8 protein-coding genes and 1 pseudogene are annotated in these 13,093 nt (G+C 61.5%); 7 read left to right on the top strand and 2 right to left on the bottom strand.

The window, feature by feature from the left end:
- Together QMX83_RS01330 and QMX83_RS01325 are read right to left on the bottom strand one after the other, a co-directional pair.
- Positions 1 to 2,824: pseudogene (locus tag QMX83_RS01330) on the bottom strand (Tn3 family transposase); the annotation flags it as partial.
- Between the two features lie 24 nt (positions 2,825 to 2,848).
- The gene (locus tag QMX83_RS01325; protein WP_282294872.1) at positions 2,849 to 4,120 is read right to left on the bottom strand and encodes a site-specific integrase; all 1,272 of its coding nucleotides are present in this window, start codon (positions 4,118 to 4,120) and stop codon (positions 2,849 to 2,851) included.
- A 258-nt stretch (positions 4,121 to 4,378) separates the two neighbouring features.
- On the opposite strand from QMX83_RS01325, the gene QMX83_RS01320 reads away from it, so the two are divergent.
- The 7 genes from QMX83_RS01320 (at position 4,379) to nudE (ending at position 13,055) form a co-directional block, all read left to right on the top strand.
- Positions 4,379 to 5,863, top strand: coding sequence for a SulP family inorganic anion transporter (locus QMX83_RS01320; RefSeq protein WP_282294871.1), 1,485 nt, complete (start codon positions 4,379 to 4,381; stop codon positions 5,861 to 5,863).
- A gap of 10 nt (positions 5,864 to 5,873) precedes the next feature.
- Positions 5,874 to 6,764, top strand: a complete 891-nt coding sequence (locus QMX83_RS01315; RefSeq protein ID WP_046272807.1) for a universal stress protein — start codon at positions 5,874 to 5,876, stop codon at positions 6,762 to 6,764.
- 24 nt (positions 6,765 to 6,788) lie between these two features.
- Positions 6,789 to 7,955, top strand: coding sequence for a cyclopropane fatty acyl phospholipid synthase (gene cfa, locus QMX83_RS01310; protein ID WP_282294870.1), 1,167 nt, complete (start codon positions 6,789 to 6,791; stop codon positions 7,953 to 7,955).
- 266 nt (positions 7,956 to 8,221) lie between these two features.
- Positions 8,222 to 8,611, top strand: coding sequence for a TraR/DksA C4-type zinc finger protein (locus QMX83_RS01305; protein ID WP_046272806.1), 390 nt, complete (start codon positions 8,222 to 8,224; stop codon positions 8,609 to 8,611).
- Positions 8,612 to 8,689: 78 nt separating this feature from the next.
- The gene (pnp, locus tag QMX83_RS01300) at positions 8,690 to 10,885 is read left to right on the top strand and encodes a polyribonucleotide nucleotidyltransferase (protein ID WP_282294874.1); all 2,196 of its coding nucleotides are present in this window, start codon (positions 8,690 to 8,692) and stop codon (positions 10,883 to 10,885) included.
- Complete coding sequence (gene groL, locus QMX83_RS01295; protein WP_282294869.1) at positions 10,882 to 12,489, top strand: chaperonin GroEL; 1,608 nt, start codon at positions 10,882 to 10,884, stop codon at positions 12,487 to 12,489. Before pnp ends, groL begins: the two co-directional genes overlap by 4 nt.
- Positions 12,489 to 13,055: an ADP compounds hydrolase NudE gene (gene nudE / locus QMX83_RS01290; protein WP_032966771.1), complete on the top strand. Its 567-nt coding sequence runs from the start codon at positions 12,489 to 12,491 to the stop codon at positions 13,053 to 13,055. Before groL ends, nudE begins: the two co-directional genes overlap by 1 nt.
- Positions 13,056 to 13,093: the final 38 nt, after the last annotated feature.

The following is a 13,093-nucleotide window of genomic DNA, read 5'->3' as shown; positions in this document are numbered from 1 at the left end:
TCCGGCTCATGCCTTCCACGTTGTGGAGGATGATCATGTTGGCCACCAGCTGGCTGTACTTGATGATCTTGCGCTGCTCGTGTTGGACGTTCTCAGCAATGATCCCCTGGCTGCCAAAGAACACCCACTTCACGAAGCCGTTGTATTCCTCGCTCTTGTTGGTCGCGGCATTGATCGTTTTGCGGATCTCGTTGTCATCAATGTAGCGAAGCAAGAACAGCGTTCGGACGGCCTTGCCAAGTTCCCGGAATGCGAAGTACAGCTTGTTCTTCCGGCTGTAGGTGCCCAGCCGACGTAGGATCGAGGACGCGGTGATCCTGCCCAGTCTGATTGAGATCACCACCCGCAGCATGTCGTGAAGATGGGTGGCGATCAGTTGCCAGTCGATGCTGTCCCCGAACAGTGCCTGGATGTTTTTATAGGCCCTGCCCGGTTCGGGCCGGAAGAATGTCAGGTCCTTGATGTTTCGGATTCTGGGCATCAGCTGGATGCCCAGCATGTGGGCCAAGCCGAAGACCGGATAGCTTTGGGCCTGCGTGTCGCCATGGACGATCTCAGGCTGGATGTCGGAAGTGTTGGCCAACAGGCCGTCCAGGATGTAGATGCCCTCGTGCACGCCACAGGGAATGAAGTGGCTGAACAGCGCCACGTATTTGTCGGACACATGGTAGTAGCCGATGCCGCCATAGCCGCCGTACCGGATGTGGTACTCCGACAGCAGGTTGTCTTCGTAGACGCTCCACTTGGTGCCATCTGCTGACGCGCTCTTACCGCTGCCCCAATAGCCAGGCAGGTCAAATTTGTTGTAGGTATTGATGACCTCTACGATGGCCTTCTCAAGCACATCCTCGGTCACGTATTTCAGGTTGAGCCAAGCGACCTGGCGCCGGCTGAAGCCCTTGATCGACCGCGCCGTCTGCGTCGGCCCCAGGTTGCAGCCATAGCAAAATAGCGTGGTGATCACGCGTCGGGGCAGATCTTCGACTTGGCTCTCGGTCCCGGCGATCGGGCGGAAAAAACGGTGCAGGTCCAGCCATTGGCTGGCATCGATCAGGACATCTACGATGCTGGACTCTGGGAGTCGTTCGGCGATGAGGCGATCCACGGTGGTAATCGCGCTGGAGACTTCGGCCCGTTGCCCCTTCCGCAGCACCAGGCGCCCATCCAGGATGTCCGCATGAACGTTCTCCGGGAAACGCGCGTCGACCTCATCGGCCAAAGCCGTCAATTGTGCGCGCAACCCCGCCACGAAAGACCCGGCGTCGGTGGGCAGGCCTGACACCTGGCCATAGGCTTCCAGTTCCTGGGCCAAGGTGGCCTCATCGACCAGCTGCTCGCGGTAATCGTCAAAGCGCTCGCTGCTGGGAATGAAGAGATCGCCGGACTTCAGTTCGTCCTTGACCTGCACCAGCACGGCCAGCTCGAAGTACTTACGGTGCATCCAGCCAGCTCCTGCCGCGCTGGCCCGTTTGCCGAACACGTGCTGACGCCAGAGCTTGGACATCCAGTCGAAGTCCTTTTCAGGGTCCAAACCGAGGGAAGCGACCTCGATCAGCTCACGGCGTTGGTTACGCAGCGAGAGCACGGCTGCGATCAAGGGCTCCATGCCGGCATCGTGGCTGGTCGCCCGCAAGTTCATGAGCTCCAGCCCATTGAACAGCAGCGGCCTGACCGCGCCGTAAGGTTGCAGCATGAAAGGCAGGTAGTTTTTCCCTGCGTAGGCCATATGTTCTTCGCATTCGGCCAGCAAGGTGGACACTTCCGCTTCCAGACTATTGTCGATCGCGTCCACGCGCTGGCTATCGCTGCCGTCGAGCTGGTAGGCCTGCAGGATCTCCTTGAGCTGGCCGATGAGGAAGTCGGCGCGTTTGGCATGTTCGAGCTGATAGGCCAGCAGCTTCTGCTGCGCGGTGTTCTCCAGCCCGCGCACCTGCTTGATGAACAACTCTGCCGCATCGTCTAATGTCTTGGCATGCTGGGCGCGGATGAAGATGGTGGCCAGCGCATAGCGCTTGTCCTCACCCAACTCGGCCAACTCGCTGGCGTCATACGCCCGGGCCATTGCACGGAATTGCTTGAGCTTGGGGACCGGTACATCGATTGGAGGCAGTTGCTCCGCCAACTACTGCAGCATACGGATGTGCTGCAGATAGAACCGGACCTCTTTGTTGGTCGGCCGGCCAGGCTCGCGCTTGAGCGAATGCCAGCCGGTAAATCTGGATCCTTCCGGTGCGCGCAGTAGCTCATCAATCAGCGTGCGCGTGGCAGGCGTCAGTGCGTGGCTGATACTGCGGTAGTAGCCCAGGTTGACCCGTTCGCGCGCCCCGATAGCGGCCATCTCAAGGGTCCGGAAGCCTGGTAGCTCGTAGCGATGGTGCACCAGCTCTTCGAGCAGGACGTTCACGATGTCCGGGATGGTGTGCTTGGTCTGGGCTGCGGCGGTGGCCACTGTGTCCAGCCAAGACAACCCAGATTTGTCCAACGGGCGTACCCCAATGAACTGCCGAAGCTGCGGCATGTGCCGGCGTTTGCTGCCAGAGCTGTCATAGCGATCGAGCTGGTCAGAGGCCAGCACACGCCCGAGACGGGCGGCCTTGGCGATGTGCTGCCGGATCCGCTCAGGTACCTCCGCCAACAGCGTGAAGTAGCCTAAGCGTTGGAAGAGCTTTAGATGGATCAGTACCGCCAGCTGCGGACCCGGCTGGGTGGTCAGCTGCTTGGCAAATGCAATCTCAGCGGCGCTCGGGGTGTAGATCTCCTCCAGTTCCTTGGCGGTAGGATCAGGCTTCAGTCGCGGGTAGGCGGTCTCGTGAAGGGTAGCCATTGGATCCGGAGGTTATGAGGGGGGTCAATCCCAGTGGCGGCCGTCGTCTGTACTGAGAGACGCTTCCAGGAAACACTGGTGCGTATCGGCCATGCGGTGCATGTCATCGAGCAACGTGGCCAGGATTTCATCCAGATCCCGGTCGGGATCGGTGGGAACAGTCAACCGGTACTCGCTGCTGGCGGTGTTCAGCCGTACCGCTTGGAACGGGGCCAAGCAGATCTCTTCGATTCTGCCCCGGGCCTTGGCCGCGCCGCGGCCGACGCGGGCAAACGGGGTCAGCACCATGCGTAGGAGCAGCTGCAGGGCAGATTTGACCTCGGGCGCCGGCAGCGCCATCGCCGGAGCTGGCGCGGTTGGGCTGGGCAGGCTCGCTTCAATGCGATCCCGGGCGAACGGGTCACGCCCGTCCAGGTAACGCATGGCCGACTGAACATCGCGCCAGCCCACGTACTCCATCAACGCCTTCATGTCCCAGCCCTGATCGTTGGCCCAACTAGCAAAGCCGCGGCGCAGCGAATGGCTGCTGTGGAGCCCCGCATCGGCAAAGCCGGCACTGGCCAGCAACTCGCGCAGCAGGCGCACCAAACTGTTGGGATGGAGCCCTTCGGCACTTACGTGGCCCCACTGGTTGATTGCCCGAAACACCGGCCCGTCTTGCACGTTTGCCGCCTGCAGCCACACTTGGGTCGCCTCTACCGGACACAGCCGCGACAACGCCGGCACCTTATGGGTAACGCCGGCCGCTTGGCGATCGCCCTTGCTGCGCGGCAGGAAGCAGGTCATCCCCTGTCCCGGCACCAGCGTGAGATGGGCCACTTCCAGACGCAGCAGTTCATCGCCACGGAAGCCACGCCAGAATCCGAGCAGCACCAACGCGCGATCCCGCTGATGGCGAAGCGCCGCCGCCCCGTCGCCCCGGGCATGGGCCGCAGCAATCGCTGCGGCCAGCCAGTCATCGAGCTCGACCAGCCGCCGGATCTGCAGTGGCGCAGCCTGCTTGACCCGGGTCGGGTGGAGGGTCTGAATCCCTTTAAGTACCTTGCGCACCAGTGGCGAGCGGGTGGGATCCACAAATCCGTGATCCCGATGCCAAGAAGCGATCGCCGCCAGGCGATGCCGCAGCGTGCTGGTGGCCAGGGTCTGCGCGTAGGTGGCCAAGTACCGCGCCACACTGTCTGGGGTGGCCGGAAGGTGTCCTTGCCACTCGACCTCAAAGTGCCGTAACGCCGAAGCGTAGCTGCGCACAGTGTTCTCGCGGGTGGCGGCATCAATGTACTGATCGAGGATAGTCACCTGACCCAGAACACGCACGCTTCAAAGGTGGCCGGCCAATCGTCCATCATTCGACGCAACTATGCAAATTGTGCTAAGCTCTCCAGTCAGACGGCCGCAAACAACAGCGGACCCAACTCTACTCCCGAGCCAGTGCCCATAGTGATTACGCCGCCCTAAATCCTGTCATCGGATCAAGCCCGCAAGCGGGCTTAGGGTTGTTATTTCGTAAATCACACTGTTGGCCCGACGACCAGTCGGGACTAGGGATATTCTGTTTTGACTACGCTTACTCGACTGCGCCAGGACTGGCTCGGCAATATTCGTGGCGACTTGCTTGCCGGCATAGTTGTTGCGCTCGCTCTAATTCCAGAGGCCATTGCGTTCTCAATTATTGCCGGGCTTGATCCCCAGGTGGGCCTCTACGCCTCATTCTGCATTGCAGTGGTCATCGCCTTTACCGGCGGTCGTCCGGGAATGATCTCGGCAGCTACCGGGGCCATGGCGCTGCTGATGGTTGGCTTGGTGAAGGAGCACGGACTGCAGTATTTGTTGGCAGCGACGCTCCTAACCGGGGTGCTGCAGATCTTGGCTGGCACGTTTAGGCTCGGGGCGTTGATGCGTTTCGTCTCGCGCTCGGTCATCACCGGTTTTGTCAATGCGCTGGCGATCCTGATTTTCCTGGCGCAGCTCCCCGAGCTAACCAACGTCCCTTGGACCGTTTATGCGATGGTCGCCGCAGGGTTGGCCATCATCTATCTGTTGCCACGCGTGACCAAGGTCATTCCCTCGCCGCTGGTGGCCATCGTGGTCCTGACGATAGTCGCGCTCCTGCTCAAGCTTGATATCCGCACCGTGGGGGACATGGGCGAACTACCCGACAGCTTGCCGGTGTTCTTGTTGCCTGATGTTCCCTTGAATCTAGAGACACTGAAGATCATTTTCCCGGTTTCCGCCACATTGGCGGTCGTGGGCCTGCTGGAATCGATGATGACTGCAAAGATCGTCGATGATCTGACCGATACGCCGAGCAACAAAAACCGCGAAGCGGTCGGTCAGGGCATAGCCAACATCGCATCCGGCTTTGTTGGCGGCATGGCCGGTTGCGCCATGATTGGCCAGTCTGTCATCAACGTTAAGTCCGGCGGTCGTGGTCGCCTCTCATCACTGGCCGCGGGCGTATTCCTATTGTTGATGGTGGTATTTGCAGGCCCTTGGGTAAAGCTGATTCCCATGGCGGCGCTGGTCGCTGTAATGATCATGGTCTCCATTGGCACTTTTAACTGGGGTTCACTGACGGCACTTAAGGCAAATCCCAAGACTTCTAGTGTGGTGATGATCGCCACAGTTATCGTGACGGTGTCCACCCATGATCTGGCAAAGGGCGTTTTGATCGGCGTACTGCTCTCGGGGCTGTTCTTTGCTCGCAAGGTAGGCCAGGTGCTTCACATCGGCTCCACTTCTGAAGAAGGTGGGCGTCTGCGGTGCTACACCGTGACCGGGCAGGTTTTCTTTGCCTCGGCTGACCAGTTCATTGCTAGCTTCGATTTCCGCGAGGCTTTGGAGCGCGTTCAAATTGACGTGGGCCGTGCCCACTTCTGGGATCTCAGCGCGGTGGGCGCACTGGACACGGTTGTGGTGAAGTTCAGGCGTGAAGGTACTGAGGTCGAAATCCTAGGAATGAACGAAGCCAGTGCGACGCTGGTGGATCGCTTGGGCGTCCACGACAAGCCCGACGCCGTCGAGCGGCTGATGGGCCACTGAGGAAGCAACCATGACAGACAAGATTGGACACTCCCATATAGATCACAGCGGCAGTGTATTGGCCGCCACCGACGCATCCGCTTACAGCGAGAGCGTGGCGCATTACGCCGCTTGGGCAGCGCACAGACTGGAAGCCCCGCTGGAATACCTTCATGTGCTTGACCGCCATCCGGAAGCGGCCAGTACCGCGGACTTCAGTGGGAACCTCGGAGCGGATGCCCAGCCCAGGTTGCTGGAAGGGCTCGCCTTGCTGGACGAGACCCGCAGCAAGCTGGGCCAAGAACGAGGCCGCCTAGTGCTGCAACAGGCCAAGGGGATTGCGGCCGCTTTCCATGGCATCGAGGCGGAGACGCGGATGCGGCATGGGTCCTTGGTGGACACCCTCATCGAGTTGGAAGGCGATGCACGCCTGTTTGTCCTTGGCAAGCGTGGCGAGCATGCGGATTTCGCCAAGGGACACCTGGGCAGCCAACTGGAACGCGTGGTACGTGCAGTCCATCGCCCATTGCTGGTGGCGTCGCGCAGCTACACGGAAATCGAACGCGTGCTGATCGCGTTCGATGGGAGCGCCACGACCCGCAAGGGCGTGGAAATGGTGGCGGCCAGCCCGTTGTTCAGTGGACTCGATATCCGTGTGCTCACCGTCGGAGCGACCAATGCCACAAACGAAGCCGCATTGCGTTGGGCGCTGGACACGCTGGCCGCGGCCGGATTGTCTGCGGCCGGCGCGGTGCGACCGGGCGAAGCGGAAGAGGTGATCGGCCATTACATCCGTGACGAGCATGTGGATCTGCTGGTCATGGGGGCCTATGGCCACTCGCGTATCCGCCAGCTGATTGTCGGCAGCACCACCACCACGATGCTGCGCACCTGCCGCGTCCCGGTGCTCCTTCTCCGTTGACGCCAACCACCGGCAGTAAGTCAAATGACCGAAGCATCAACCAAGCATAAATCCACTGCAACAATCAATCGAAACCACCTCCATCGAATGATGGACGAACTGCTGGAGATCGCTGATGTTCGACTGGGCGGTGATCGCCCATGGGATATCCGGTTGCTGGTCGATGGCGTCCCGGAGCGCGTATTTGCACAGGGCAATCTCGGCCTTGGGGAAAGTTACATGAACGGCGCATGGGAGTGCGATCGGCTGGACGAACTGTTCGATCGCATCCTGCGTGCGCGGCTCGATCGCCACGTCAAACCGTTGCGGCTCATGTTTCATTCGCTACGGGCCAAGCTGCTGAATCGGCAGACATCGCGACAGGCCTGGGAAGTCGGCGAGGCCCATTACGACCTCGGGAATGATTTCTACACGGCAATGCTGGACCCGCGCATGACCTACACCTGCGGCTACTGGGCCGATGCGAAGAACCTGGCGGAGGCGCAGGAAGCCAAGCTCGACATGATCTGCCACAAGTTGCGCCTGGAGCCCGGCATGCGGGTGCTCGACATCGGTTGTGGCTGGGGCAGCTTCATGGCGTACGCCGCCGAGCACTACGGCGTTGAGTGCGTGGGGGTGACGGTTTCGAAGGAGCAGACCGCATGGGCGACGGAGCGTTATGCCGACCTGCCACTGGAGTTCCGGCTGCAGGACTACCGCTCCATCAACGAGCGCCTCGATCGCATCGCCAGCGTCGGCATGTTCGAGCATGTGGGTCGCAAGAACCATCGCAGCTACATGGAAGTAGCTCATCGCTGCCTGGCCGATGACGGCCTGTTCCTGCTTCACACCATCGGCAAGAACCGGCGCAAGTCCACTACCGACCCGTGGATCGATCGCTACATTTTCCCGAACGGCGAGTTGCCGTCGATTGGCCAGATCGGTGATGCTTGCGACGAGCTCTTCGTCGTCGAGGATCTGCACAACTTCGGCGCCGACTACGACAACACATTGATGGCGTGGCATGCCAACTTCGAGCAGGCATGGCCTCATTTCGAGGACGAACTGGGGCAACGGTTCCATCGGATGTGGCGCTACTACCCGTTGTCCTGCGCCGGTGCATTCCGCGCCCGCGACCTGCAACTGTGGCAGTGGGTGCTGTCCAAGGATGGGGTTCGTGGCGGCTATCAGCGCCCAGAAGGCCCGAGGTAATCCCCCGTCGTTTGACGGGGGACTTGACATGCTATGATTTAGTGAAATTCACGATACAACACCCCTCCGCCTGTCTCGTCGATCTTGAGGATGGCCTCAAGCTCTACTAGGTGATGTGGTTTCCGCACAATGGGGTGCGGTTCAGAGGGTTAAGACGAGGCTCTCTCATGACCACTCCAATCTAACGCTCACTTCTTGGCCGCGGGCGCAATGCCCGCTTCCGGATGCCGCTCCCGGCATACCGCCTACCAAGATGAGGAGTCACCATGTCCGTACACGTTCAAAGTCTGGACGAATTCTTCAGCATGCTCGTAGAGGAGCAGCGGGACATTCGCATCACCCTCGCCGGTTTGGAAGACGCGGGCCAACCCGTCGCCCTCGATCAGACCACGCAAGGCCGCGTCAGCAGGATCGACGCCATCTCCCAGCAGCACATGGCCAAGGCGGGCAGCAGTCGCCTGATGATCCAGTTGGATCGGATCAAGGCGGCGCTGGATCGCTACGAATCGGGGCGCTACGGCATTTGCTGCCGATGTGAACTCGAAATCGGGCATGGCCGTTTGATGGCCGATCCCGCCGCGCCTTTTTGCCTGGAGTGCACCGAGGAACTGGCCGAGGCGAAACAGCACAACATGCGCCGAAACGCCGGTCGCTGAGTCCGCGCTGCACCCATTGGGCCGCCTCTGCGGTGGTCGGCATATGCTTGTTGATGAAAGGAAAACATAGTGAATCTGATGACGAATGCACCGGCTAAATTGCCGGTCGTGAAGCGCTGCGCCTTCGGGGCGCATGAACTCACCCTCGAAACCGGCGAGATCGCCAAGCAGGCGTCCGGCGCGGTCATGGTCCGCATGGGCGATACGGTGGTGCTGGTAACCGCGGTCGGCAGCAAGCGCGCGAAAGATGGACTCGACTTCTTCCCGCTCACCGTCGAGTACCGGGAGCGCTTCTACGCAGGCGGTCGTATCCCCGGTGGTTTCTTCAAGCGCGAGGGTCGCCCGACCGAAAAGGAAATCCTGACCTCGCGCCTGATCGACCGGCCGGTAAGACCACTGTTTCCCGATCAGTTCCGCCACGAGGTCCAGGTCATTGCGACCGTGCTGTCCGTCGATCCATTGATCGATCCCGATATTCCAGCCATGGTCGGCGCCTCCGCCGCGCTGCGCGTGTCGGGGTTGCCGTTCAAGGGGCCGATTGGAGCGGTCCGCATCGGCCGCCACGGCGACAGTTTTCTGGTCAACCCGACCACCGGAGAGCTCAAGGCCTCCGACCTCAATCTGGTCGTCGCCGGCACCCGGCACGGCGTGTTGATGGTCGAGTCCGAAGCCAACGTGCTCTCGGAGGAGATCATGCTGGCGGCGGTGTCGCTTGGCCACCACGCCATGCAGCCCGTGATCGAAGCGATCGAGGAACTCGCCCAAGAAGCGAAGGTGACCAAGTGGGAGTGGAGCCATCCACCACGCGACCTGGCCCTGGCCGATACGGTGCGCACACAGATTGGAAACAACCTCAACAGCGCCTTGCTGATCACCGACCGGATCGCACGCAAGAAACGAGTGCAGGCGATCAGAAATGAAGTGTTGATTGCGCTAGCTGCACCGACGACCTCGGCAACGGGTTGGGAGGGTGCCCAAGTCCGCGCGGAGCTGGACGACCTCGAGTACACCGCTGTGCGCCGCATGGTGCTGCAGGATCGGCGTCGGCTGGACGGTCGCGGTCTCGAAGACGTACGTCCGATCTCGATCCAACTCGGCGTGCTGCCGCGCACTCATGGCTCGGCGGTGTTCACACGCGGCGAAACCCAAGCCATCGTGACCACCACGCTCGGCACTGCGCGTGACGGCCAGGTCATCGATGCCGTCACCGGCGAGTACAAGGAACACTTCCTTTTCCACTACAACTTCCCGCCTTACTGCGTCGGCGAGACGGGTCCGATGATCGGCCCAAAGCGACGCGAAATCGGCCACGGCCGTCTGGCCAAGCGTGGCGTCGCCGCGATCATGCCGTCGATGGAAACATTCCCTTACACCATTCGAATAGTGTCGGAGATCACCGAGTCCAATGGTTCTTCCTCGATGGCTTCAGTGTGCGGCAGCTCGCTGGCCCTGATGGCTGCGGGCGTTCCGGTCAAGGGGCCTGTGGCAGGCATCGCCATGGGCCTGGTCAAGGAAGGCGATCGGTTCGCGGTGCTGTCCGACATCCTGGGTGACGAGGACCACCTGGGCGATATGGATTTCAAGGTCGCCGGCACTATCGACGGTATCTCGGCCCTGCAGATGGACATCAAGATCGACGGCGTGACCGCCGAGATCATGAAGGTGGCATTGGCGCAGGCGCGAGAAGGGCGACTGCACATCCTTCGGGAGATGGCCAAGGCCATCCAGGCCCCGCGCGAGCAGATGTCGGAGTTCGCACCGCGCCTGCTGACGATCAAGATCCATCCGGACAAGATCCGCGAGGTGATCGGCAAGGGCGGGGCCACCATCCAGGCGCTCACCAAGGAAACTGGCACGCAGATCGATATCCGGGACGACGGCACGATCGTGATCGCTTCGACCAGCGGCAGAGCCGCCGACACGGCGCGCAGGCGTATCGAACAGATCACGGCCGAAATCGAACCGGGTCGGGTCTACGAAGGTAAGGTGGCAAAGGTGCTTGACTTCGGCGCGTTCATCACCATCGCGCCGGGCAAGGACGGACTGGTGCACGTCTCGCAGATTTCTGACGAGCGAGTGGAAAACCCGAATTCCGTTCTGTCGGAAGGGGATGTGGTGAAGGTCAAGGTCCTGGAAGTGGACATGCAGGGTCGGGTTCGGCTTTCGATGAAGGCGGTGGACGGAACGAAAGTGTTGCTGCCTGAGTCGGCGTATGCCGGGGGTTCTGGCGGCTCCCCTCCGGCATGCGTTTTTATTGCGGAGGAACGGTCATGACGCACAGAGAGATCCTTTTCGATAATGATGCGCGGCTGCGCCTGCTGCGCGGCGTCAACATTCTCGCCAATGCCGTCAAGGCCACCCTGGGCCCGAAGGGCCGCAACGTCGTGCTCGAAAAGAGCTTCGGCGCGCCGACCATCACCAAGGATGGCGTCTCCGTCGCCAAGGAAATCGAACTGGCTGACAAGTTCGAGAACATGGGCGCGCAGATGGTGAAGGAAGTCGCGTCGCGCACCAACGACAACGCCGGCGACGGCACCACCACCGCCACCGTGCTGGCCCAGGCCCTGATCCGCGAAGGCGCCAAGGCCGTCGCGGCCGGCATGAACCCGATGGACCTCAAGCGCGGTATCGACAAGGCGGTCATCGCCGCCGTCGCCGAGCTGAAGAACATCTCCAAGCCGACCGCTGACGACAAGGCGATCGCCCAGGTCGGTACGATCTCGGCCAACTCGGACGAGTCGATCGGCAACATCATCGCCGAAGCGATGCGCCGCGTGACCAAGGAAGGCGTCATCACCGTTGAAGAAGGCTCGGGCCTGGACAACGAGCTGGACGTCGTCGAAGGCATGCAGTTCGACCGTGGCTACCTGTCCCCGTACTTCATCAACAACCAGCAGTCGCAGACCGCTGACCTGGACGATCCGTACGTGCTGCTGCACGACAAGAGGATCTCCAACGTGCGCGACCTGCTGCCCGTGCTGGAAGGCGTCGCCAAGGCCGGCAAGCCGCTGCTGATCATCGCTGAAGACATCGAAGGCGAAGCACTGGCGACCCTGGTGGTCAACACCATCCGTGGCATCGTGAAGGTCGTGGCCGTCAAGGCTCCGGGCTTCGGCGATCGTCGCAAGGCGATGCTGGAAGACATGGCCGTGCTGACCGGCGGGACCGTGATCTCCGAGGAAATCGGTCTGTCGCTGGAAAAGGCGACGATCAAGGACCTGGGCCGCGCCAAGAAGGTGCAGGTCTCCAAGGAAAACACCACGATCATCGATGGCGCCGGCGAGAAGGCCAACATCGAAGCGCGTGTCACCCAGATCAAGACCCAGATCGAGGACACCTCGTCGGATTACGACCGCGAGAAGCTGCAGGAGCGCGTTGCCAAGCTGGCCGGCGGCGTGGCGGTGATCAAGGTCGGTGCATCGACAGAGATCGAGATGAAGGCAAAGAAGGCCCGCGTCGAAGACGCCCTGCACGCCACGCGTGCGGCGGTGGAAGAAGGCATCGTCCCGGGCGGCGGCGTCGCGCTGCTGCGCGCCAAGGCCGCGATTGCAGGCCTGAAGGGCGCCAACGAAGACCAGAACCACGGCATCCAGATCGCCCTGCGCGCGATGGAAGCACCGCTGCGCGAGATCGTCGCCAACGCCGGTGAAGAGCCATCGGTCGTGGTCAACAAAGTCAAGGAAGGCAGCGGCAATTTCGGCTACAACGCCCAGACCGGCGAATACGGCGACATGGTCGCGTTCGGCATCCTCGATCCGACCAAGGTCACCCGCTTGGCCCTGGAGAATGCGGCCGCTGCTGCCCGCATGTTCCTCAGCAGCGGCGTCGCGATTGCCGAAGCAGAACCGCCGGGCGCGGTGCAATCGGAAGACGGCTGATGTCCCGCCTCAACACGATCCTGCGCCTACCGGTCATCCATCGGGCTGATGCGACCGAGCTCGGCCCGTATTGCCTGGAACAGGTGCATCTCGAATTCGCGAACGGGGAGCGACGGCTCTACGAGCGGCTCCACACCCGCTCACCTGGAAGCGTCATCATCGCCGCGATGCCCGATCCGCACACGGTACTTTTGATTCGCGAGTACGCGGTGGGCACCCATCGATACGAACTTGGCCTGCCCAAGGGACGTATGGACCCCGGCGAGTCGATTCTCGAGGCCGCCAATCGCGAGCTGAAGGAAGAGGTCGGAATGGGCGCCAAGGTGATGCGCTATCTGCGGCCACTGACCTTGGCCCCCACCTACATGAGCAACGCCATCCATCTGGTACTGGCGGAGGACCTGTACCCGGAGCGCTTGCCGGGGGACGAACCCGAAGAGCTCGAGGTGGTCCCTTGGCAGCTCGATCGCCTCCACGAATTGGCCCTGCGCGAGGACTGCTCTGAAGCGTGCTCGATCGCGTCGCTGTTCATCGTGCGCGAGGTGATGCGGGAGCGTGGGGGTTAGACGTCCGGCATCAATGCCTATCGAACACGCGGTCGACG

The organism is Stenotrophomonas sp. PS02289 (assembly GCF_029960115.1).
Lineage (GTDB): Bacteria > Pseudomonadota > Gammaproteobacteria > Xanthomonadales > Xanthomonadaceae > Stenotrophomonas.
This window is presented reverse-complemented; position numbering and strand designations above follow the sequence as displayed.